We start from the raw sequence: 20,895 nt of genomic DNA on the forward strand, positions 1-20,895 counted from the left end.
CGACCAGCAGCCGCCTGCCATGAACGGTCAGCCGGGCATTACGGTGGGACACGAAGACCTCCGTGCGGTGCAGTCCTAGACAGCTCCACCACACCGGAGGTCTTCGCCATGATCAAGCCCGACGACTGTCAACAACGCTCGTGATCAATACACCTAGCCGGCGGGGCTGGGCGGAAGCCGGGGCGCCGTTGGAGTTCGGCGCCCCCTCGCCGTAGGGCTTCGGCTTGTTCGGCGGGTGCGGGTGGTGGGGGTTGGTCGCGCAGTTCCCCGCGCCCCTGAGGGGGCGTTTCGCGGACGCCTTTCGGAACATGTTGCGCGGCGTGATGCCCGACAGGCCCCGCGCCCTCTCGCGGTAGGCCTCGGCTTTGTTCGGCGGGTGCGAGTGGTGGGGGTTGGTCGCGCAGTTCCCCGCGCCCCTGGCGGGGCGCTTCGTGGGGCCTCTCAGAACTTGTTGCGCGGGGTGATGCCCAGCGACATGCCCGACAGGCCCCGCTGCCGTCCCCCGAGCTTCCCGGCGATCGCGCGCAGTGCCGAGCCGGCCGGGGAGTCGGGGTCTGTCAGGACCACCGGCTTGCCCTCGTCGCCGCCCTCGCGCAGGCGGACGTCGATCGGGATGTTGCCGAGGACCGGGACCGTCGCGCCGGTCGTGCGGGTCAGGCCGTCGGCGACCACCTGGCCGCCGCCCGTGCCGAAGACGTCGACCATCTCGCCGCAGTGCGGGCAGGGCAGGCCCGACATGTTCTCGACCACGCCGACGATCTTCTGGTGGGTCTGGACGGCGATGGAGCCGGCCCGCTCGGCGACCTCGGCGGCGGCCTGCTGCGGGGTCGTGACGACCAGGATCTCGGCGTTCGGAACCAGCTGGGCGACGGAGATCGCGATGTCACCGGTGCCCGGCGGCAGGTCCAGGAGAAGGACGTCCAGGTCGCCCCAGTACACGTCCGCCAGGAACTGCTGGAGCGCGCGGTGCAGCATCGGGCCGCGCCAGACGACAGGGGCGTTGCCCGGCGTGAACATGCCGATGGAGATGACCTTCACGCCGTTCGCGGACGGCGGCATGATCATGTTCTCGACCTGGGTCGGACGGCCGTCCGCACCCAGCATGCGGGGCACCGAGTGGCCGTAGATGTCGGCGTCCACGACGCCCACCTTCAGGCCGTCGGCCGCCATCGCCGCGGCGAGATTCACGGTCACGGAGGACTTGCCCACGCCGCCCTTGCCGGACGCGACCGCGTAGACGCGGGTCAGCGAGCCGGGCTTGGCGAAGGGGACCTCGCGCTCGGCGGTGCCGCCGCGCAGGGCGTTCGCCAGCTCCTTGCGCTGCTCGTCGCTCATCACGTCGAGCGTGACGTCGACGCGGGTGACGCCCTCGACCGCGGCGACGGCGTCCGTCACACGCTGAGTGATCGTCTCGCGCATCGGGCAGCCGGAGACGGTCAGGTACACGGTGACCGCGACCGCTCCGTCCGCGCCGATCTCCACCGACTTGACCATCCCGAGTTCCGTGATGGGGCGGTTGATCTCGGGGTCGTTCACCGTCGCCAGCGCTTCGCGCACCGCGTCTTCCGTAGCCATAGGACGATGGTACGGCTCGGTAGCCATGCCCCGGAAAGCCCGTCAGCGGTCGTCTACGTCACGTCCGCGCGACCGATCCGCCGGGAATACCCCGTGCTCGTGGTGACCGTTGGGCCGCTCCTCCAGCTCCTTCAGCAGGTCCTGGAGCTCCGAGCGCATCCAGTCGCGGGTGGCGACCTCGCCCAGACCGATGCGCAGCGCGGCGATCTCGCGGGTCAGGTACTCGGTGTCGGCGATCGACCGCTCGTTCTGCTTGCGGTCCTGTTCGAGGTTGACCCGGTCGCGGTCGTCCTGCCGGTTCTGCGCGAGCAGGATCAGCGGGGCGGCGTAGGAGGCCTGGAGCGAGAGCATCAGGGTCAGGAAGATGAACGGGTACTCGTCGAACTTCAGAACGCCCGGCGCGAAGACGTTCCACAGCACCCACATGATGATGACGAACGTCATCCAGACGATGAACCGTCCGGTGCCGAGGAAGCGCGCGATGCGCTCCGAGAGCCGTCCGAAGGCCTCCGGATCCCACTCGGGCAGGATCCGGCGGCGCGGGGGCCGGGGTTGGTCGAGGCGCGCGCGAGGCGCCCGGGAGGCCGCGGTGGCGCCCGACACCGTGCGCTCGCGCGTGCTCTCACGCTCGGGAGCCATGCGCCGGCACCCCCTCGCCGGCGTCCTCGGCCAGGTGGAACTCCGTCTCCCGCCAGTCCTCGGGCAGCAGGTGATCCAGTACGTCGTCCACGGTCACCACGCCCAGCAGCGACCCGGAGTCGTCCACGACGGGCGCCGCGACCATGTCGTACGTCGCGAAGAACCCGGCGACCACCGGCAGCGCGGCGTCCGGCTCCAGTGCCTCGAGGGCCTCGTCGAGCAGCGCGCTGACCAGGGTGTACGGCGGGTCGCGCAGCAGGCGCTGGAAGTGGACCGTGCCGAGATACTTGCCGGTCGGCGTCTCGTCGGGCGGGCGGCAGACGTAGACCTGGGCGGCGAGGGCGGGGGACAGGTCCGGGTTGCGGACGCGGGCGAGGGCGTCGGCGACGGTGGCGTCGGGGCGCAGGATGATCGGCTCGGTCGTCATCAGACCGCCGGCCGTGTGCTCCTCGTAGGCCATCAGACGGCGCATGTCGGCCGCGTCGGAGGGCTGCATCAGGCTCAGCAGCCGCTCCTGCTCGTCCGTCGGGAGCTCGCCGAGCAGGTCGGCGGCGTCGTCCGGGTCCATGGCCTCCAGGACGTCGGCGGCGCGGTCGGCCTTCAGTTTGCCGAGGATCTCGATCTGGTCGTCCTCGGGGAGCTCTTCGAGCACGTCGGCCAGGCGGTCGTCGTCGAGGGCGGCGGCGACCTCGGCGCGGCGCTTGGGCGAGAGGTGGTGCAGGACGTTGGCGAGGTCGGCGGGGCGCAGCTGCTCGAAGGTGGCGAGGAGGCTCTCGGCGCCCTGGCCCTGCTCCTCCAGCGAGAAGCCGGTGACGGCGGACCACTCGACGGTCAGCGACTCGCCCTTGGCCCGCCGCAGGGGGCCGCTCCGGCCGCCCTTGCGCACGAAGACCTTGTCGATCTCCCAGTCCCGGCGGGCCGGCAGCTGCCCGACCGACAGATCGAGGACGGTGACCTCCTCGCCGGTCTCCACGAGGGTGACCCGCCGGTCGAGCAGCTCACCGAAGACGAGACGCTCGGTGGGGCGCTGCTCGAAGCGGCGGACGTTGAGCACGCCGGTGGTGATGACCTGGCCGGACTCGACGCTGGTCACGCGGGTCATGGGCAGGAAGATGCGGCGCCGGGTGGACAGTTCGACGACCAGGCCGAGCAGCCGCGGGGGGCGCCGGCCCACGCGGAGCATGACGACCAGATCGCGCACGCGCCCCACCTGGTCGCCGTTCGGGTCGAAGACCGCGATGCCGGCGAGGTGCGAGACGAAGATCCGGGGAGCGCCGGCTGCCATGGCGTGAGGCTCCTTTGGGTGCGGGGTGTGCAGTGTTGCCGTCGCGGCCGGTCCGACCGTGCCGCATATCCGAATTGCCCGCTCGGGTGGGCTTCAGGCTAGCCCGTCCGGATCCGATACGCCCTGGTGAGAGATCCGGACGGACTGACTCCGCGGGGGTGGTGACGTGCCGGTACGCTGCCTACGCCGCTCAGGTCCCACGACAGAAAGGCAGCCCCACCTGTGACTGCTATTCCCCAGGGTCGTACGCGCCGGGCAGCGCTGGTGACCGCCGTGTGCGCCCTGGTCGTGTCGGGAACGGGACTGACCGGATGCAGTGAGGACCCGGACGAGGGCACCAACGGGGTCGGCAAGCTGCCGGCCGCCGAGATCCAGCGCAAGACCCGCTCGGCCGCCGACTCCGCCGAGGCCGTGCGGCTGTCCGGGAACGTGGTGACCAGCGGGCGTACCTACAAGCTCGACATGCGGCTGAAGTCCGGCGGCGCGACGGGGTCGGTCACCGCGCAGGGGTCGACGTTCCAGCTGCTGCGGATCGACGAGCAGCTGTATCTGAAGGCCGACGCCGGTTTCTGGAGCGACGCCGGAGGCGACGGGAAGGCGGACGCCGCGGCCGTGGACAAGCTGAGCGGCAAGTTCGTGAAGGTGCCGCAGGGCGACCCGGCGTACAAGAAGTTCAGCGGCTTCACCGACAAGGGCGTGCTCCTCGACGGCCTGCTGACCCTGCACGGCGCGCTGGCCACCGACGGCCACTACGAGCAGGGTGGCACCCGCGTCATCCGCATCACCGGCGACAAGGGCTCGGGCGGCACCCTCGACGTCTCCCTGGAGGGCACCCCGTACCCCCTGCGCCTGACCCGGGCCGGTGGCGCGGGCACGCTGACCTTCTCGTCCTGGGGCGACGACTTCCCCCTGGAGAAGCCGTCCAAGGGCGACACCGTGGACTACGGCAAGCAGCTGCCGACGTCGTGACCGGCCAGGGCGAGCCAGGCGTCGCGGAGCAGGCGGGACTTCGCGGACACGGCCTAGCGGCGCCGCTTCCTCTTCAGCAGCAGCCGCGGAAGCCCCGCGGGGATCGGCCGGCGGGTCGTCGCCGGGGACGGCAACGGTGCCTCGGCCAGGGAGCCGTCGGGCAGCGGGGCGGTGGCGCCCGTCGGTTCGAGGCGCAGCACCCGGCACTCGCGGGCCCAGCGGGCCGGCATCTCCTCGCCGTCGGGGGCGTTCAGGCGCTTGCCCTTGAGCTCGGCGACCGTCGCGTCCCACTGCTCGGTGCCCGCCGCCAGCTCGACGACCTTCGCGGACCAGGAGACCAGCCGGCCGCCCTTGTCCTTGCTGCGGACCGTCACCTCGGCCGCGGCCCCGTCCACGAGCCCCGGCAGCGGCTGCTCGCCCGGCCCGTCGCCGACGACACACGCCGCACCCTCGTGCCACGCGTGCCACAGCGCCCGGACCGGGTGACCGGGCCCGCCCACCCAGATGAGGCCGGACTTCTTCGTGGCCTCCTCGACGAGGGCCTGGTCGAGCAGCTCGCTTGTCATGGCCCAAGCCTATCCAGCCGGGTCCGGCCCGGTCAGAGCCATCCGTTCCGCTTGAGCGTGCGGTGGATCCCCAGACAGAGGGTCACCGTGATGCTCATGATCACCGGGTAGCCGTACTTCCAGTGCGTCTCCGGCATGTAGTCGAAGTTCATGCCGTACACACCGCAGACCATCGTCGGTACGGCGATGATGGCGGCCCACGAGGTGATCTTCCGCATGTCCTCGTTCTGGGCGACGGACGCCTGGGCGAGGTTGGCCTGGAGGATCGAGTTGAGCAGTTCGTCGAAGCCGATGACCTGCTCGTGCACCCGCGCGACATGGTCGGCGACGTCGCGGAAGTACTTCTGGATGTCCGGGTCGATCAGCCGCATCGGACGCTCGCTCAGCAACTGCATGGGACGCAGCAGGGGCGACACCGCCCGCTTGAACTCCAGCACCTCGCGCTTGAGTTGGTAGATCCGCCCCGCGTCGGTGCCGCGCGGTGTGCCCTTGCGGCCCGGCGAGAAGACCTCCGTCTCCACCTCGTCGATGTCGTCCTGCACCGCGTCGGCGACGGCGACATACCCGTCGACGACATGGTCGGCGATGGCGTGCAGCACGGCCGACGGGCCCTTGGCGAGCAGCTCGGGGTCGTCCTGGAGGCGGTGCCGCAGCGCGCGCAGCGAACCCTGCCCGCCGTGCCGGACGGTGATGAAGAAGTCCCGTCCGGTGAAGCACATGACCTCGCCGGTCTCGACGATCTCGCTGTTGGCGGTGAGCTCGTCGTGCTCGACGTAGTGGATGGTCTTGAAGACGGTGAACAGCGAGTCGTCGTAGCGCTCCAGCTTCGGGCGCTGGTGCGCCTGTACGGCGTCCTCGACGGCCAGCGGGTGCAGCCCGAACTCGCTTGCGATGCCGGAGAATTCGGCCTCGGTCGGCTCGTGCAGGCCGATCCAGACGAAGCCGCCGTCGCGGCGCACCTGGCGCATCGCCTCGTGCGGGGTGAGGGGCTTGGACGTCTCGACCCGGGCGCCGTGCCGGTAGACGGCGCAGTCGACGACGGCCGAGGGAGTCGCGGGGTCGCGGGTGGTGTCGTAGGCGCCGTTGTCCTTGCGCAGTGAGACGCGGGACGGGCGGACCACGGCACGCAGATCGCGGATCATCGACATGAGCAGGCTCCTTCGCGACGGGCAACGAAGCGTGAAGGACCGCGGGACGGTTGGAACTGCCCGGAATGGGGACGTCCTGACCTCAGGATGTTTGGCACGTCCACAAAGCGGGGAGCACCGCACCGTCGCGGTGATGGGGGCTTCGTTGCTGATTCAGATCAGACGATCAGGCAAAGCGAAACGAAGTGCTCTTCCGCGTGAGGACGCGAGCGTGAAAGGCGGCGGTCAGCCGGAGCCGGAACAGCCGAATCAGCTACATCAGCGGCGGGAAGAGCGAGTGGTACTGCACGGTCGACTTCGATCCATGACAGCCCCACCTCCTCCGGCCGGTCCCTCGTGAGGGACGTTCCATGCCCCTTTCGGGGTTCCCCGTAGGGGAGTCTCAATCTCGGTATCGGGATTCGATCGCGATGCTCACGCATGCCGTCCCGAACACCGGGCAAGAGTATCAGCCGACTGAAGTGTCAAGGCGCTGCTTTGCCCTGTACTGACGAGTTCTATGCTCACGGCATGGCTGATGTTCTCCCTTTGGTCGAGGCCCGGTTGCGCACCGCGCTCGGCGAACCGGACGCCCGTGCGGCGGTCACCTTTCTCGGTACGGACCGCATCGAGGTGCTCCGTTTCCAGGAAGGTGACATCGTCCGTTACGCCACGCTCGGCATGTCCGCGCAGCCCATGAACGACCCCACCGCGATGGTCGCCGACCCGGTCAAGGGCGCCCGCGCGGAATTGGTCCTCTCGGTCCGGGCCGGGATCGCCGACACCGACAAGGTGCTCCGCCCGCTCGCCGTGCTCGCCGCTTCCCCGCAGGTCGAGGGTGTGATCGTGGCGCCCGGCGCCTCCCTGGACGTCGGCGAACCGCTGTGGCCCGGCGCCCCGTTCACCTCGGTCCTGGTGGCCGAGCCGGGCGGACTGGTCGAGGACCTCCGGCTCGACGAGCCCCTCGACCCCGTGGCTTTCCTGCCGCTGCTGCCCATGACCCCGAACGAGGCCGCCTGGAAGCGCGTGCACGGCGCCCAGGCCCTCCAGGAGCGCTGGCTGGCCAACGGGACGGACCTGCGGGATCCCGCCCGGACGTCCGTTCCGCTGGAGTGAGGAACCTCACCAGTCGGTGGCCGAAAACCGTCAGTTGGCGAACACGGCGACGCCGTCCTCGGTGGCATGCCGGGCCTCCAGCTCCTCGGCCTCGAGCGTGAGCGCCCGCCGCCGTACGACGACCACGAGCGCGCCCGCCACAGCCGTGACCGCGGCCACCACGAACGGGACGCGGAGGCTGCCGGTCCACTCCTCGATCCTCGGCGCGAAGTAGGGCGCGGCCGCCGCCGCGAACCAGCGCACGAAGTTGTAGCCGGCGCTCGCCACGGGGCGCGGCGCGTCCGAGACGCCGAGGGCCAGCTCGGTGTAGACGGTGTTGTTCACGCCGATGAACGCGCCGGACAGGATCGTGCAGACGACGGCGGTGGTGTGATCGCCGTAGCCGAGCACCAGGACGTCCGCCGCGAGCAGGACCAGCGAGCCGCCGAGCACCTTGAGCGAGCCGAACCGCCGCTGCAGTCGCGGCGCCACGAGCACGGAGAAGACGGCGAGCAGCACGCCCCAGGCGAAGAACACGGCACCCGACCGGTAGGGCGTCATGTTCAGCACGAACGGGGTGAAGGCCAGCACCGTGAAGAACGTGTAGTTGTAGAAGAACGACGAGACGGCCGCGGAGGCGAGACCGCCGTGACCGAGCGCCTTGACCGGGTCCAGCAGCGAGATCTTGCGGGCCGGTGTGGGCTGCTCCTTCAGGAACACGGCGATGCACAGGAAGCCGACGGCCATCAGGAAGGCCGTGCCGAAGAACGGGTAGCGCCAGCTCGCGTCGCCGAGCAGGGCGCCCAGCAGCGGGCCGCAGGCCATGCCGAGGCCGAGGGCGGACTCGTAGAGCAGGATCGCCGCGGCGCTGCCGCCGGTCGCCGCGCCCACGATGACGGCGAGGGCGGTGGAGACGAAGAGCGCGTTGCCGAGCCCCCAGCCCGCCCGGAACCCGACGAGTTCGCCGACCGATCCGGACGTGCCCGCGAGCCCGGCGAAGACGACCACGAAGGCGAGGCCGAGCAGCAGGGTTCTGCGGCCGCCGATCCGGCTGGAGACGAAGCCGGTGATCAGCATCGCCACCGCCGTGATGAGGAAGTACGACGTGAAGAGCAGGGAGACCTGGCCGGGCGTGGCGTGCAGGCCGCCGGCGATGGACGGCAGGATCGGGTCGACGAGTCCGATGCCCATGAAGGCGACGACGGACGCGCCGGCGGTCGCCCACACGGCCCGCGGCTGCCGCAATGAAGTAGATGGCATATACACATATTAATTTAGGCACCCTAACGATGCAACGTGCCCGGCGCCTCCCCGGAGAACGGCTTCCGTCCGGACGGGTGATCGTCCTTGACGTGGCGCGGAAGGGGTAGGACCGTGGGGGCCTATGAGGGGCGAACCCAGTTGCCCGAAGTGTGGTGGCCGGGTCAGGGCTCCCGGACTCTTCGCCGACACCTGGCAGTGCGATGTGCACGGCACCGTGCACCCGGTGCAGCCCGTGATCCCGCCCAGCGTCGAGGCCCTCGGTGTGGTCGTGCATCGCACGCAGGTGCCCGTCTGGATGCCGTGGCCGCTGCCGATCGGCTGGTTGTTCACCGGCGTCGCCAGCGCGGGTGACGACCGCACCGGCGGCAGAGCCACCGCCGTGGCCTGCTCCGGACCCGGCCCGCTCGGCGGCATGGGTGAGCTGATCCTGGTCGCCGAGGAACTCGGCGTCGGCCTCGGCGCGCGTTATGCGGGCATCGACGGTCCGGACCCCGGGTCGTACATGAACGTCGAGAAGCCACCCCAGGCCAAGGTGCTCGCCGCCGGCCGTCCGACACCGCTGTGGCATGTGTCGGGGACGCCCGACGACCGTGCCGTGTTCGCGGGGGAGGCGCTCGGGATGTGGCTGTGGGCGGTCATGTGGCCCGAGCAGTCGGGACTGCTGATGTACGACGAGCTGGTGCTGACGGATCTGCGGGACGCCGGGGCCGAGCTGGAACTGGTGCCGTGCGGGGCGCTTTCGCCGCGCTTGCTCGAGCCGTAGCGCCCACGGGGGTGGTGTGGGGGGTTGGGTGGCGGCTGTGGGTGGGTCGTGGTTGATCGCGCCGTTCCCCGCGCCCCTGAGGTGGGCAGATGTAAGGGGTGCTCGCCAGTACGGGTGTGACAGTCATGGTTGAAAATCCGGTTATCCTTGAGCGTCCCCTTCCGTGCCGTCAGTGACTGGAGTTCGCGTCGTGCGTATCGATCTGCACACCCACTCCACCGCTTCCGACGGTACGGACACGCCCGCTGAGCTGGTGCGCAACGCCGCCGCTGCCGGGCTCGACGTCGTGGCCCTCACCGATCACGACACCACCCGCGGGTACGCCGAGGCCATCGCCGCGCTGCCGGAGGGGCTCACCCTCGTCACCGGCGCCGAGCTGTCCTGCCGTATCGACGGCATCAGCATGCACATGCTGGCCTACCTCTTCGACCCCGAGGAGCCCGCGCTGCTCGCCGAGCGTGAGCTCGTGCGCGACGACCGGGTGCCCCGGGCCCAGGGAATGGTCGCCAAGCTCAACGCGCTGGGGGTGCCCGTCACCTGGGAGCGGGTGCTGCGGATCGCCGGGGACGGCTCGGTCGGCCGGCCGCACGTCGCCACCGCGCTGGTCGAGCTCGGGGTCGTGCCGACCGTGGATGACGCCTTCACCGAGGACTGGCTGGCCGACGGCGGGCGGGCCTTCGTGGAGAAGCACGAGACCGACCCCTTCGAGGCGATCCGGCTGGTCAAGGCCGCCGGCGGTGTCACCGTCTTCGCGCACCCCGCCGCGAGCAAGCGCGGCCGTACGGTGCCGGAGGCCGCGATCGCCGAGCTGGCCGCGGCCGGGCTCGACGGCATCGAGGTCGACCACATGGATCACGAGCCCGACACGCGCGCCCGGCTGCGCGGGCTCGCCAAGGAGTTGGGGCTGCTGGCCACCGGGTCCAGCGACTACCACGGCAGCCGCAAGACGTGTGTGCTCGGCGAGTACACCACGGACCCCGAGGTGTACGGGGAGATCACGCGGCGGGCCACCGGGGCGTTCCCCGTGCCGGGCACCGGCGGAGCCTGAGGTCCGGCACACCCTCACGTTCACCTCTGTTCTCTCCGCGTTCGCGTCCGTACCGCACCCTCGCGTCGTTCCGCACGCTCCCATCCGCTCGTTTCGCTTCCTCGCAAGGCACCCATGCTCGACGTCGCCGTCTTCGGCTCCCTCTTCCTGACCCTCTTCGTCATCATGGATCCCCCCGGGATCACCCCGATCTTCCTCGCGCTCACCGCCGGCCGGCCGGCCAAGGTGCAGCGGCGGATGGCCTTCCAGGCCGTCTGTGTGGCGGGCGGTGTGATCACGGTGTTCGGGCTCCTCGGCCACCAGATCCTCAACTACCTGCATGTCTCCGTCCCCGCGCTGATGATCGCGGGCGGGCTGCTGCTCCTGCTGATCGCGCTCGACCTGCTCACCGGAAAGACGGACGAGCCGAAGCAGACCAAGGACGTCAACGTCGCCCTCGTCCCGCTGGGCATGCCGCTGCTGGCCGGGCCGGGTGCGATCGTGTCGGTCATCCTCGCCGTGCAGAAGGCCGACGGCGTCGCCATGCAGGTGTCGGTGTGGTCGGCGATCCTCGCCATCCATGTCGTGCTGTGGCTCGTGATGCGCTACTCGCTGCTGATCATCCGGGTCATCAAGGATGGCGGCGTGGTCCTGGTGACCCGGCTCGCCGGCATGATGCTGTCGGCGATCGCCGTGCAGCAGATCATCAACGGCGTCACCCAGGTGATCAAGGGCGGCTGAGCCGCCGGATGCGCGAAGCCCCCGTACGGCGTCGGTGCCGTACGGGGGCTTCGAAGTTACCGCGGTGATCCGCGTCAGTTATGAGGCCGTGGTCTCGGCCGGTCGGATCCACAGCCGCTGTCCGATCGCGGCGGCCTGCTGAACGATCCGGTTGACGGAGGCGGCGTCCACGACGGTGCTGTCCACGGGCGTGCCGTCGACCTCGTCGAGTCGCATGATCTCGAAGCGCAAGGCTTCTCCCTTCGTCTGGTCATCCTCCTGCGGAGAACTACTTGGTTACACCCGTATGTAACGTGCTTCGTGTTACAAACATTCCCTACGCTAAAGAAATTTTTCGAACGTCTAACTACTGACCGGTAGGCGAGTGCCGGACGTGCCGGGCGATCAAGGTGAGACTGACCGGGACCGGTTGTGTTCGCAGCGTGACCGCCGGGACAATGGAGACGATGAACGACGACCTCGGCGCCCTCACCGCCCGCATCGACCGCACCAACGAGCTGCTGCAGCGCATGCTCGCCGAGGTGGCCAAGACGCCCTCCACCCACGCGATCTTCGTCGACGCGGGCTACCTGTACGCGGCCGCGGGACGGCTGGTCGCCGGGACGGAGGACCGGCGGGCCTTCGATCTGGACGCCGAGGGGCTGATCGAGGCGCTCATCGACCGGGCCCGCACGATCTTCGCGGACAGCAGGCTGCTGCGGGTCTACTGGTACGACGGCGCGCGGCGCCGCATCCACACCGCGGAACAGCAGTCGATCGCCGAGCTCCCGGACGTGAAGGTGCGGCTGGGCAACCTCAACGCCAACAACCAGCAAAAGGGCGTCGATTCCCTGATCAGGTCCGACCTGGAGTCCCTGGCCCGGCACCGCGCCATCAGCGACGCGGCCCTGCTCGGCGGGGACGAGGACCTCGTGTCGGCCGTCGAGGCGGCGCAGGGGTACGGGGCGCGGGTGCACCTGTGGGGGATCGAGGCGCCCGAGGGGCGCAACCAGGCCGAGCCGCTGCTCTGGGAGGTCGACAGCCAGCGCACCTTCGACCTGGACTTCTTCAAGCCGTACGTCTCCCGGCGCACGGCCGCGGCCTACGAGTCCGCCGGGGCCCGGCCGACGCGGGAGGACGTCCGGTTCGTCGGCGCCCAGATCGCGGCGAAGTGGCTCGCCGCGCGGGGCCGGGAGTCACTGGGCGAGCTGCTCCCCGGACATCCGTACCTCCCCGGGTCGGTGGACCAGGACCTGCTGGTGGAGGCGGAGGGGCTGCTCCAGTACTCGCTGCGGGGACAGGCGGATCTGCGGCGGGCGCTGCGGGACGGGTTCTGGGAGCACCTTCAGTCGCAGTACTAGCCCTGAGGGACGCTGTCCCAGAAGTCGGCGGTGGCCCGGGCGGTGGGCAGGGGCTGGTCGGCGTTGGGGGAGTGCTCGGCGCCGGGGATGACCGTGCGGCGGGCCTTCAGTCGTGCCGCCATGTCGTCGAGGAGCGGGACCGGCCAGGTGTCGTCACTGGCGCCGGACAGGACGTGGAACGGCAGCGGGAGGGCGGCGAGTTCGTCGACGCGATCCGGTTCCGTGGCCAACTGACGCCCCGTGGCGAGGAGTTGGGCGGGCTTCGTGCCGAGCCAACGGCGCCGCAGCAGGTCCTGGCCGCCGATGCCCCTGGCCGGCCCGCCGACCTCCTCGGGCGGACCCATGGCGAGGATCGCCTCCCAGGTCTCGGCCATCGTCATCACCGCGAGCGCGTCCCGCAGGAGCTTCACGCGCTGCTGCTGGGATTCGGAGATCTGGGCGGGACCCGACGCCATGAGGGTGAGTGACCGGAACGGCGTGTGGTCGATGAGGACGGCCGCGCGGGCGATCTGGCCGCCCAGCGAGTGGCCGAAGAGGTGAAGCGGGGTGTCGCGGGCGCCGAGGGCCTCCGCCTGGGCCAGTACGTCCTTCGCCAACTCGCCCCGCGCGTAAGCGGATTCGTCGTCCTCCGGGCCGTCCGACTCGTGCTGCCCGCGTCCGTCCACGGCGATCGTGCGGTAGCCGCGTGCCGCCAGCGGCTCCTGCATGAGCGTGAAGTCCTCCTTGCTGCCGGTGAATCCGGGGAGCAGCAGGGCGGTGCCCCGGGCATCGACGCCCGGGGCGACGGGGTGGTCGACGACGGCGAAGGCGCCCCGGGAGGTGTCGAGGTGGTAGGCGCGGGCGTTCGGGGGCGGGGTGAAGGCGGGTTGGGAGGTCACGAGGGGGAGGGTAGCGGGTGTCCTCGAACTCCCCGAGCCCACCGCCAGGGGGATCCGGCCCGGCGGCACGGAGAGACGCCGACGGCCCGGCCCCACGAGGTGGGACCGGGCCGTCGTACGGGAGATCAGCCCTCCGTCGGCTCCGCGGCAGCCGCGGCCTTGCGCGTACGGCGCACCTTCGGCTTCGCCTCGGCGGTGCCGTCCACCGCCTCCACCGTCGCCTTGCGGGTACGGCGGCGCGGCGCGGGCGCCTCGGTGGCCGTGGGCTCCTGCGTGGCCTGGGCCGGGATGTCGGCGGCCTCCGCCGTGGCCGTGGCCTTGCGGGTGCGGCGCACCTTGGGCTTGGCCTCGGTGGCTTCGGCCGTGTCGACGGCGGCCTCGGCGGTGGCCGTGGCCTTGCGGGTACGGCGGGGCTTGGCCTCGGCGGCCTCCGGCTCGACGACCGCCGCGGCGGCCTTGCGCGTGCGGCGCGGCTTCGTCGCCACGGCCTCGGCCGTGTCCACGGCCGTCTCGGCCGCGGCCGTCGCCTTGCGCGTACGACGTGCCTTCGGCTTGGCCTCGGCGGCCTCCGGCTCCTGAGCCGTCTGGGCCGGGATGCCGGTGGCCGCGGGGGCCTCGACGGTCTCGGCGGCCTGGGTCGACGCCGCGGTCCTGCGGGTACGGCGGGGCTTGGCCTCGGTGGCTTCGGCCGTGTCGACGGCGGCCTCGGCCGTGGTCGTCGCCTTGCGGGTGCGGCGCGTCTTCGGCTTGGCCTCGGTGGCTTCGGCCGTGTCGACGGCGGTCTCCGCCGCGGGCGCCGCCTTGCGGGTACGGCGGCGCGGCTTGGCGTCCGTCGCCTCCGAGGCCTCCGCCACGGGCTCGGTGGCGGCCTCGGCCGTGTCCACCGCGGTCTCCGCCGTGGCCGCGGCCTTGCGGGTGCGGCGGCGCGGCTTGGTGGCGGGGGCCTCCTCGGGCTCCGCGACCTCAGTCGCCGTGGCCCTCTCGGACGCCTGCACGGCCTCCGCGACCGGGGCGGCCTGCGTCTCCGGCGAAGGCGTCACCGGCTCCGCCGACTTGCGGGTGCGACGGCGGCGCGGCTTGGCCGAGGTCTCCTCGGGGGTGTCCAGGGACGGAGCCTCCGCCGTGGTGACGGCAGCCTCCGCGGCTTCCTCGGACACCGTCGTCACGGCCGCGGCCGCCTCCGACGCCGCTCCGCCGCGGGTGCGGCGACGGCGGCGCGGGGTGCGCGGTGCCGTGGCGGACTCCGCCGAGCCGGCCTCGGTGGTCTCCGCCGGGGTCGCGGAGCCGCCGGCCGGCGCCGGGGCACCGTCCAGCAGCGCTCCGCCGCGCGTACGGCGACGGCGACGCGGCGTACGGGCCGAGCGCTCACGGTCGGACGAGGACGAACGGGACTCGTCCCGGCCGCCCCGGCCACCGCGACCGCGCGCACCGCGCCCGCCGGTCTCGCCGAGATCCTCCAGCTCCTCCGCCGCCAGCCCGGCGCGCGTGCGCTCCGAGCGGGGCAGGACGCCCTTCGTGCCCGCGGGGATCTTCAGGTCCTCGAAGAGGTGCGGGGACGTGGAGTACGTCTCCGGCGGGTCGTTGAAGCTCAGCTCCAGCGCCTTGTTGATCAGCTGCCAGCGCGGGATGTCGTCCCAGTCGACCAGCGTGATCGCCGTACCCGTGTTGCCCGCGCGGCCGGTACGGCCGATGCGGTGCAGGTACGTCTTCTCCTCTTCCGGCGACTGGTAGTTGATGACGTGCGTGACGCCCTCGACGTCGATGCCGCGCGCGGCGACGTCGGTGCAGACGAGGACGTCCACCTTGCCGTTGCGGAAGGCGCGCAGCGCCTGCTCGCGAGCGCCCTGGCCGAGGTCGCCGTGGACCGCGCCGGAGGCGAAGCCGCGCTGCTGGAGCTGGTCGGCGAGGTCGGCCGCCGTGCGCTTGGTACGGCAGAAGACCATGGCCAGGCCCCGGCCTTCGGCCTGCAGTATGCGCGCGACCATCTCCGGCTTGTCCATGTTGTGCGCGCGGTAGACGTGCTGCGCGATGTTCGCGACGGTCACGCCCTCGTCGTCCGGCGCGGTGGCGCGGATGTGGGTGGGCTGCGACATGTAGCGGCGCGCGAGACCGATGACCGCGCCCGGCATGGTCGCCGAGAACAGCATGGTCTGGCGGCGGGCCGGCAGCATGTCGATGATCTTCTCGACGTCGGGCAGGAAGCCCAGGTCGAGCATCTCGTCGGCCTCGTCGAGGACGAGCGCCTTGATGTGCTTGAGGTCGAGCTTCTTCTGGCCGGCGAGGTCCAGCAGTCGGCCCGGGGTGCCGACGATGACGTCGACGCCCTTCTTGAGGGCCTCGACCTGCGGCTCGTAGGCCCGGCCGCCGTAGATCGCGAGGACCCGGACGTTGCGGACCTTGCCGGCGGTCAGCAGGTCGTTCGTCACCTGGGTGCACAGCTCGCGCGTGGGGACGACGACGAGCGCCTGCGGAGCGTCGGTGAGCGCCTCGGGCTCGGCGCGGCCGGCCTCGACGTCGGCGGGGACGGTGACACGCTCCAGGAGCGGCAGACCGAAGCCGAGGGTCTTGCCGGTGCCGGTCTTGGCCTGGCCGATGACGTCCGTGCCGGAGAGGGCGACGGGGAGGGTCATCTCCTGGATGGGGAAGGGGTTGACGATGCCGACGGCCTCAAGGGCCTCGGCGGTCTCGGGAAGGATTCCGAGCTCTCGGAAAGTCGTAGTCAGGGTGCTGCCTCTTCTGTGTGCGCGGTGCGAGGCGAGCGCGGGGGTCTTGACGGACCGTGCCGGGGACGTCGGCTGCCATACGGGTTGGCCGTAGGGCACGGGACCACTGCCGACGCTCTAGCGCTCGTACCGCTGAGGGTGTCCCTCCGGTCGTCGTACGCACTGTGCCGTACGACCGGGGAGGGCTGTCGGGTCGGAGCCGATCGGGCCACCGACCGGGCATCCTCATAACGCGCGGCCCGTCGAGTACGTCTGAATACTCAGCGGGCGCATTACCACCATACCCCGGAAACGCGCACATGCGATGGCCGAATTGGTCACGTAGTCGTCGTCACAGTGATTGACCAGGGACTTCCGTGGCGCTGCGAGCGGGCTATTGTGCGCTTCATGACGACGCCTGACAACACCCCTGACGCCTCCGACGCCGCCGACTCCACCGTCGAACACACCGGGGTCGCCGCCCAGGACTGGGCGCGGGCCTCCGCCGATCCGCAGTACCGGGCCGCTGTCGTCGATCTGCTCGGCGCGCTGGCCTACGGGGAGCTCGCGGCGTTCGAGCGGCTGGCGGAGGACGCCAAGCTGGCGCCGACGCTGGCGGACAAGGCGGAGCTCGCGAAGATGGCGTCGGCGGAGTTCCACCACTACGAGAAGCTGCGCGACCGGCTGACGGAGATCGGGGCCGAGCCGACCGAGGCGATGGAGCCGTTCGTCGCGGCGCTGGACGGCTTCCACAAGCAGACGGCGCCCTCGGACTGGCTGGAGGGGCTCGTCAAGGCGTACGTCGGCGACTCGATCGCCAGTGACTTCTACCGGGAGGTCGCCGCCCGCCTCGATTCGGACACGCGCGGGCTGGTGCTCGCCGTGCTCGACGACACCGGGCATGCCTCGTTCGCCGTGGAGAAGGTGCGGGCCGCGATCGACGCCGATCCCCGGGTGGGCGGGCGGCTGGCCCTGTGGGCCCGGCGGCTGATGGGTGAGGCGCTGTCCCAGTCCCAGCGGGTGGTCGCCGACCGGGACGCGCTGTCGACGATGCTGGTGGGCGGGGTCGCGGACGGGTTCGATCTCGCGGAGGTCGGCAAGATGTTCTCGCGGATCACGGAGGCGCACACGAAGCGGATGGCCGCGCTGGGGCTTGCGGCGTAGGCCGCGCGCCCTGCTCGCTGGGGGCCTGCGGCCCCCAGACGGGCTGAGATGACCGGCGTCTGTGACCTTACGTGTCCCGGCCGTCCTCGGAATCTACGCGGTCGCCGAGTGACGGCTCAGTCTTCCCGCGGGGCGTACCAGCAGGGAGAGGGAGGCGGCGGAGACGATCGCCGCGCCGACGAGGATCACGAAGAGGTTCCCGAAGTCGAGCGCGGTGTGCGTGATGAAGGCGCCGAAAAGGGCTCCGGCGACACCCGTCGGCAGCACCAGCGAGCGGGCGGGCAGGCGGTGCGGCAGGCGGCGGGCGGCGGCCCATGCCAGGGCCAGGCCGAGGATCGCGGAGCTGAGCGCTTCCAAGAGCATGCTGGGGTCCCTCCCACATGGCCGACCTGCTCGAAACGGTCGTAGCCCGTCATACCCCTGACCTGCGGAATGCAATCCTCCTCCGTGATCGCCCTGTGCGCCATCCGTGGAGATGACGAGAGGGGCCCGGCGACCGAGTCGCCGGGCCCCTCTCGTCATGCCTGTCCGGGCGGTGTGCCCTTCCGCGGCCTTCTACAGCGCGCCGAAGCCCACCTTGCGCGGAGCCGGCTCACCGAGCTCCACGTACGCCAGACGGTCGGCCGGGACCAGGACCTTGCGGCCGTGCTCGTCCACGAGGCTCAGCAGCTGCGTCTTCCCGGCCAGGGCCTCGGCGACCGCCCGCTCGACCTCCTCGGCACTCTGACCGCTCTCCAGAACGATCTCGCGGGGCGCGTGCTGCACGCCGATCTTGACCTCCACGGCTATGTCCCTCCGACGGTCAGTGAAGTGCGCGACCTTCCGCGCCGTACCCAGCACACATTAGCCCGGTGAGGGGACCTGCACGCTCCGACCAAGAACGCCAACAGCGAACAGCGGGCGGGAACAAACGTCCCCCTGGGGCGCGGCGAGTGTCAGTGGTGCTCGCTGCCGTGCAGCGGGAAGCCCGCGATGCCGCGCCACGCCAGCGACGTCAGCAGCTGCACCGCCTGGTCGCGCGGGACGCTGCGGTCGCTGTGCAGCCAGGAGCGGGCCACGACCTGGGCGAGGCCGCCGAGGCCGGAGGCGAGCAGCATCGACTCGGCTCGCGAGAGACCGGTGTCCTCGGCGATGACGTCGCAGATCGCCTCGGCGCACTCGTTCGTGACCTTGTCGACGCGCTCGCGCACGGCCGGCTCGTTCGTCAGGTCCGACTCGAAGACCAGGCGGAAGGCGCCGCCGTCGTCCTCGACGTACGCGAAGTAGGCGTCCATCGTCGCCCGGACGCGCTGCTTGTTGTCGGTCGTCGACGCGAGCGCGTTGCGTACGGCCTGGATCAGGGACTCGCAGTGCTGGTCCAGCAGCGCGAGATAGAGGTCGAGCTTGCCCGGGAAGTGCTGGTAGAGCACCGGCTTGCTGACGCCGGCGCGCTCGGCGATGTCGTCCATCGCGGCCGCGTGGTAGCCCTGCGCGACGAAGACTTCCTGGGCGGCGCCCAGCAACTGGTTCCGTCGGGCACGGCGCGGCAGGCGCGTGCCCCGCGGGCGTGCCGCCTCTGTCTGCTCGATGGCTGTCACGCCGCCTCCCAATGTCGTCCACATGCGGTGTGCGCCGCGCGGCCATCGTACTTTTCGGTAACCCTGCTGTGCGCGGTGCGAGCGCAGAATTTCACGGACCGGACGGTGACGAAAGTCGCGCAGAAGGTTTGAAACCGGGCCGTAATGGGCAACAGAAGGCTTCTTTCCTGCTCGGAAGGGCCCACTTTCCTGCTCAATGGCCCCACGAGTGCACCCGTGTCACCGGTAGTCGTCCTCGTCGATGGAGACGATGCGTGCCTGTTCGATCAGATCGGCCTCGTTCGCCCGGTCCGGGTTCACGCCCGTGAGCGGGTCGTCGCGGTCGGGCCTGACGTCGGCATGCTGCTCGGCGGCGTCGGCGGGGGGCGCCTCGACATCGAAGTCCTCGGACTCGTCGGTGTCCTCGTCCACGAATGTGTCAGGGTCGGTCGGATCGACGGCCATGGCGGGCTCCCTTTCCTAGAACGTCCCCGGGGGGACAGCGTCCCTGGGTGAACCAGGGGTCCACATCCGGGTGCCCCGCGTACGAGCCTAGGAGACACGGGTTCCGGACGCTATGCGATCCGTGGGGGATCTGCGGGCAATTCGGGCGTGTTCCACAGCCCATCGGCGAGGGCGGTGGGGGTGACCGGGTTTCCCCGGGTCCCGGCTGCCATGTACGTGTCCACTTGTGACGGCGAACACATGAGCCACTGCGTGATCGTCTCGTAACATTGCCACATGTCTTCGACCGAGCTCCCGTCCGCGCCTGCCGCCAGTGTGCTCCCCAAGGTGGCGACCGTCAGGGTCGCCGAGGGCGAGCGGCTGCGCTCGGTCGGACTGCCGGGGATCACTCTGTCGGTGCGGTCGAGGCCGCCCGCGCGCGAGGGCCTGCCGCCCGCGCTCTATGTGCACGGACTCGGCGGCTCCTCGCAGAACTGGTCGGCACTGATGGAGCAGCTGGAGGACCAGGTCGACGGTGAGGCCGTCGACCTGCCGGGCTTCGGCGACTCACCGCCGCCGGACGACGGCAACTACTCGATCACCGCGCACGCACGCGCGGTGATCCGCTATCTCGACGCCTCCGGCCGGGGCCCGGTCCACCTCTTCGGCAACTCGCTCGGCGGAGCGGTCACCACGCGCGTGGCGGCGGTGCGCCCCGACCTCGTCCGTACGCTCACCCTCGTCTCGCCCGCGCTGCCGGAGATCCGCGTCCAGCGCAGCGCCGTGCCGACCGCGCTGCTCGCGGTGCCCGGGGCGACGGCGCTGTTCACCCGGTTCAGCAGGGGGTGGACGGCCGAGCAGCGCGTCCGCGGCGTGATGCACCTTTGCTACGGCGACCCCGGGCGGGTGACGCCGGAGGGGTTCAGCAACGCGGTCGAGGAGATGGAGCGGCGGCTCCAACTGCCGTACTTCTGGGACGCGTTGACGCGCTCCGCGCGCGGGCTGGTGAACGCCTACACGCTGGGTGGCCAGCACGCGCTGTGGCGCCAGGCCGAGCGGGTGCTCGCGCCGACACTGCTCATCTACGGCGGCCGGGACCAGCTCGTGGGCTACCGCATGTGCCGCAAGGCCGCGCGGAGCTTCCGTGACTCCCGTCTGCTGAGCCTGCCCGAGGCCGGGCACGTGGCGATGATGGAGTACCCCGAGGTCGTCGCCCGCGCGTTCCGCGAGCTCGTCGTAGAGGCCGGGCAGTCGGCGGACGGGGCCGACGCCCCCGGTGGCGGCCGGGCCGTGACCGAGAACGCGGGGGGCTGAGGCGCGAGGTGGGACGCCACAGCCGGCGCGGATCGGGCGCCAAGCGAGACACCGCGGACACAACAGCACGACAGGGCTCCCGGGGAGCACAGCCGGAGCCGGGCCCGGCCCAGCGGGTTCCGTCCGCGGCCCCCGCACCGGGCCCCGGCAGGGTTCCCACCGCACGACCGGGCGCGGTACCGGGACAGGGCCCCGGCCCCGCCCAGGGCGGCTGGCCACCCTCCGGCGGGCCCGCCGGACGCCGGGCATCGGGTCAGGCGCCCCTTCGGCAGGGGATACCTGCGGGGGGCGCGCCGGCGTACGGGGGGCGTGGCTATCCCGAGGGCACGCCTGCGCGCGGTATTCCTCGGCTGCCTGACGGCACGCCTGCGCGCGGTATTCCTCGGCTGCCTGACGGCACTCCGGCGCAGGGCATTCCGAGGCTGCCGGACGGCACGCCCGCTCGTG

At 71.3% G+C, this 20,895-nt stretch carries 21 protein-coding genes; 8 read left to right on the forward strand and 13 right to left on the reverse strand.

Annotated elements, in window-relative coordinates:
* Positions 1–441: 441 nt before the first annotated feature.
* Genes ACIRD7_RS17470 through ACIRD7_RS17480 form a run of 3 tightly spaced genes read right to left on the reverse strand, consistent with a single transcriptional unit; the run spans position 442 to position 3,499 of the window.
* Complete coding sequence (locus ACIRD7_RS17470) at positions 442–1,575, reverse strand: Mrp/NBP35 family ATP-binding protein (protein WP_403453885.1); 1,134 nt, start codon at positions 1,573–1,575, stop codon at positions 442–444.
* Positions 1,576–1,617: 42 nt separating this feature from the next.
* Positions 1,618–2,214: a DUF1003 domain-containing protein gene (locus ACIRD7_RS17475; RefSeq protein ID WP_403453887.1), complete on the reverse strand. Its 597-nt coding sequence runs from the start codon at positions 2,212–2,214 to the stop codon at positions 1,618–1,620.
* Positions 2,198–3,499, reverse strand: a complete 1,302-nt coding sequence (locus ACIRD7_RS17480; protein ID WP_403453889.1) for a magnesium transporter MgtE N-terminal domain-containing protein — start codon at positions 3,497–3,499, stop codon at positions 2,198–2,200. The genes ACIRD7_RS17475 and ACIRD7_RS17480 overlap by 17 nt, the downstream gene beginning before the upstream one ends.
* 222 nt (positions 3,500–3,721) lie before the next feature.
* Between ACIRD7_RS17480 and ACIRD7_RS17485 the strand changes: the two genes are divergently transcribed.
* A complete protein-coding gene (locus ACIRD7_RS17485; protein ID WP_403453890.1) occupies positions 3,722–4,468 on the forward strand; it encodes a hypothetical protein in 747 nt (248 codons plus the stop codon).
* 53 nt (positions 4,469–4,521) lie between these two features.
* Here the strand turns inward: ACIRD7_RS17485 and ACIRD7_RS17490 are convergent, their stop codons facing one another.
* A complete protein-coding gene (locus ACIRD7_RS17490) occupies positions 4,522–5,034 on the reverse strand; it encodes a hypothetical protein (RefSeq protein WP_403453892.1) in 513 nt (170 codons plus the stop codon).
* A gap of 32 nt (positions 5,035–5,066) precedes the next feature.
* A complete protein-coding gene (locus ACIRD7_RS17495; protein ID WP_403453893.1) occupies positions 5,067–6,182 on the reverse strand; it encodes a magnesium and cobalt transport protein CorA in 1,116 nt (371 codons plus the stop codon).
* A 510-nt stretch (positions 6,183–6,692) separates the two neighbouring features.
* Between ACIRD7_RS17495 and ACIRD7_RS17500 the strand changes: the two genes are divergently transcribed.
* The gene (locus tag ACIRD7_RS17500; protein ID WP_403453895.1) at positions 6,693–7,277 is read left to right on the forward strand and encodes a suppressor of fused domain protein; all 585 of its coding nucleotides are present in this window, start codon (positions 6,693–6,695) and stop codon (positions 7,275–7,277) included.
* Between the two features lie 30 nt (positions 7,278–7,307).
* On the opposite strand, the gene ACIRD7_RS17505 is transcribed toward ACIRD7_RS17500, so the two are convergent.
* Positions 7,308–8,516, reverse strand: a complete 1,209-nt coding sequence (locus ACIRD7_RS17505; RefSeq protein WP_403453896.1) for an MFS transporter — start codon at positions 8,514–8,516, stop codon at positions 7,308–7,310.
* 124 nt (positions 8,517–8,640) lie between these two features.
* Here ACIRD7_RS17505 and ACIRD7_RS17510 point away from each other — a divergent pair, with 124 nt between their 5' ends.
* From ACIRD7_RS17510 to ACIRD7_RS17520, 3 genes are all read left to right on the forward strand, one after another.
* Positions 8,641–9,282 (forward strand): DUF6758 family protein, encoded by a 642-nt coding sequence (locus ACIRD7_RS17510; RefSeq protein ID WP_403453898.1) that lies wholly within the window; start codon positions 8,641–8,643, stop codon positions 9,280–9,282.
* A 190-nt stretch (positions 9,283–9,472) separates the two neighbouring features.
* The gene (locus ACIRD7_RS17515) at positions 9,473–10,330 is read left to right on the forward strand and encodes a PHP domain-containing protein (RefSeq protein WP_403453900.1); all 858 of its coding nucleotides are present in this window, start codon (positions 9,473–9,475) and stop codon (positions 10,328–10,330) included.
* Between the two features lie 114 nt (positions 10,331–10,444).
* Positions 10,445–11,050 carry a MarC family protein gene (locus ACIRD7_RS17520; RefSeq protein WP_403453901.1) on the forward strand — a complete coding sequence of 202 codons (606 nt, stop codon included), beginning with the start codon at positions 10,445–10,447 and terminating at the stop codon, positions 11,048–11,050.
* 78 nt (positions 11,051–11,128) lie between these two features.
* On the opposite strand, the gene ACIRD7_RS17525 is transcribed toward ACIRD7_RS17520, so the two are convergent.
* The gene (locus tag ACIRD7_RS17525) at positions 11,129–11,281 is read right to left on the reverse strand and encodes a hypothetical protein (protein ID WP_093906763.1); all 153 of its coding nucleotides are present in this window, start codon (positions 11,279–11,281) and stop codon (positions 11,129–11,131) included.
* 215 nt (positions 11,282–11,496) lie between these two features.
* On the opposite strand from ACIRD7_RS17525, the gene ACIRD7_RS17530 reads away from it, so the two are divergent.
* Positions 11,497–12,390 carry an NYN domain-containing protein gene (locus ACIRD7_RS17530; RefSeq protein ID WP_403453903.1) on the forward strand — a complete coding sequence of 298 codons (894 nt, stop codon included), beginning with the start codon at positions 11,497–11,499 and terminating at the stop codon, positions 12,388–12,390.
* Here ACIRD7_RS17530 and ACIRD7_RS17535 read toward each other — a convergent pair.
* Together ACIRD7_RS17535 and ACIRD7_RS17540 are read right to left on the reverse strand one after the other, a co-directional pair.
* Positions 12,387–13,268, reverse strand: coding sequence for an alpha/beta fold hydrolase (locus ACIRD7_RS17535; RefSeq protein WP_403453904.1), 882 nt, complete (start codon positions 13,266–13,268; stop codon positions 12,387–12,389). The genes ACIRD7_RS17530 and ACIRD7_RS17535 overlap by 4 nt on opposite strands.
* Positions 13,269–13,393: 125 nt before the next feature.
* Positions 13,394–15,898, reverse strand: a complete 2,505-nt coding sequence (locus ACIRD7_RS17540; protein ID WP_403455070.1) for a DEAD/DEAH box helicase — start codon at positions 15,896–15,898, stop codon at positions 13,394–13,396.
* Between the two features lie 471 nt (positions 15,899–16,369).
* Here ACIRD7_RS17540 and ACIRD7_RS17545 point away from each other — a divergent pair, with 471 nt between their 5' ends.
* Positions 16,370–17,134 carry a ferritin-like fold-containing protein gene (locus ACIRD7_RS17545; RefSeq protein WP_403453906.1) on the forward strand — a complete coding sequence of 255 codons (765 nt, stop codon included), beginning with the start codon at positions 16,370–16,372 and terminating at the stop codon, positions 17,132–17,134.
* A gap of 93 nt (positions 17,135–17,227) precedes the next feature.
* Here ACIRD7_RS17545 and ACIRD7_RS17550 read toward each other — a convergent pair whose 3' ends face one another.
* The 4 genes from ACIRD7_RS17550 to ACIRD7_RS17565 form a co-directional block, all read right to left on the reverse strand.
* A complete protein-coding gene (locus tag ACIRD7_RS17550; RefSeq protein ID WP_383418027.1) occupies positions 17,228–17,497 on the reverse strand; it encodes a hypothetical protein in 270 nt (89 codons plus the stop codon).
* A 192-nt stretch (positions 17,498–17,689) separates the two neighbouring features.
* Complete coding sequence (locus tag ACIRD7_RS17555; RefSeq protein ID WP_031058845.1) at positions 17,690–17,917, reverse strand: DUF3107 domain-containing protein; 228 nt, start codon at positions 17,915–17,917, stop codon at positions 17,690–17,692.
* Positions 17,918–18,069: 152 nt separating this feature from the next.
* Entirely contained in the window at positions 18,070–18,711 is a 642-nt protein-coding gene (locus ACIRD7_RS17560) for a TetR/AcrR family transcriptional regulator (protein WP_031479313.1), read from the reverse strand.
* A 219-nt stretch (positions 18,712–18,930) separates the two neighbouring features.
* Positions 18,931–19,155: a hypothetical protein gene (locus ACIRD7_RS17565; RefSeq protein ID WP_403453909.1), complete on the reverse strand. Its 225-nt coding sequence runs from the start codon at positions 19,153–19,155 to the stop codon at positions 18,931–18,933.
* Positions 19,156–19,431: 276 nt separating this feature from the next.
* Here ACIRD7_RS17565 and ACIRD7_RS17570 point away from each other — a divergent pair, with 276 nt between their 5' ends.
* Complete coding sequence (locus tag ACIRD7_RS17570) at positions 19,432–20,448, forward strand: alpha/beta fold hydrolase (protein WP_403453910.1); 1,017 nt, start codon at positions 19,432–19,434, stop codon at positions 20,446–20,448.
* Positions 20,449–20,895 lie beyond the last annotated feature (447 nt).

It is taken from the genome of Streptomyces sp. NPDC093568, assembly GCF_044764945.1.
Lineage (GTDB): Bacteria > Actinomycetota > Actinomycetes > Streptomycetales > Streptomycetaceae > Streptomyces.

Excerpts from the sequence above, each read along its gene's own strand:
- ACIRD7_RS17470 (WP_403453885.1), bottom strand. The coding sequence starts at position 1,575 with ATGGCTACGGAAGACGCGGTGCGCGAAGCGCTGGCGACGGTGAACGAC.
- ACIRD7_RS17475 (WP_403453887.1), bottom strand. The coding sequence starts at position 2,214 with ATGGCTCCCGAGCGTGAGAGCACGCGCGAGCGCACGGTGTCGGGCGCC.
- ACIRD7_RS17480 (WP_403453889.1), bottom strand. The coding sequence starts at position 3,499 with ATGGCAGCCGGCGCTCCCCGGATCTTCGTCTCGCACCTCGCCGGCATC.
- ACIRD7_RS17490 (WP_403453892.1), bottom strand. The coding sequence starts at position 5,034 with ATGACAAGCGAGCTGCTCGACCAGGCCCTCGTCGAGGAGGCCACGAAG.
- ACIRD7_RS17495 (WP_403453893.1), bottom strand. The coding sequence starts at position 6,182 with ATGTCGATGATCCGCGATCTGCGTGCCGTGGTCCGCCCGTCCCGCGTC.
- ACIRD7_RS17500 (WP_403453895.1), top strand. The coding sequence starts at position 6,693 with ATGGCTGATGTTCTCCCTTTGGTCGAGGCCCGGTTGCGCACCGCGCTC.
- ACIRD7_RS17505 (WP_403453896.1), bottom strand. The coding sequence starts at position 8,516 with ATGCCATCTACTTCATTGCGGCAGCCGCGGGCCGTGTGGGCGACCGCC.
- ACIRD7_RS17510 (WP_403453898.1), top strand. The coding sequence starts at position 8,641 with ATGAGGGGCGAACCCAGTTGCCCGAAGTGTGGTGGCCGGGTCAGGGCT.
- ACIRD7_RS17520 (WP_403453901.1), top strand. The coding sequence starts at position 10,445 with ATGCTCGACGTCGCCGTCTTCGGCTCCCTCTTCCTGACCCTCTTCGTC.
- ACIRD7_RS17530 (WP_403453903.1), top strand. The coding sequence starts at position 11,497 with ATGAACGACGACCTCGGCGCCCTCACCGCCCGCATCGACCGCACCAAC.
- ACIRD7_RS17540 (WP_403455070.1), bottom strand. The coding sequence starts at position 15,898 with ATGACCCTCCCCGTCGCCCTCTCCGGCACGGACGTCATCGGCCAGGCC.
- ACIRD7_RS17550 (WP_383418027.1), bottom strand. The coding sequence starts at position 17,497 with ATGCTCTTGGAAGCGCTCAGCTCCGCGATCCTCGGCCTGGCCCTGGCA.
- ACIRD7_RS17565 (WP_403453909.1), bottom strand. The coding sequence starts at position 19,155 with ATGGCCGTCGATCCGACCGACCCTGACACATTCGTGGACGAGGACACC.
- ACIRD7_RS17570 (WP_403453910.1), top strand. The coding sequence starts at position 19,432 with ATGTCTTCGACCGAGCTCCCGTCCGCGCCTGCCGCCAGTGTGCTCCCC.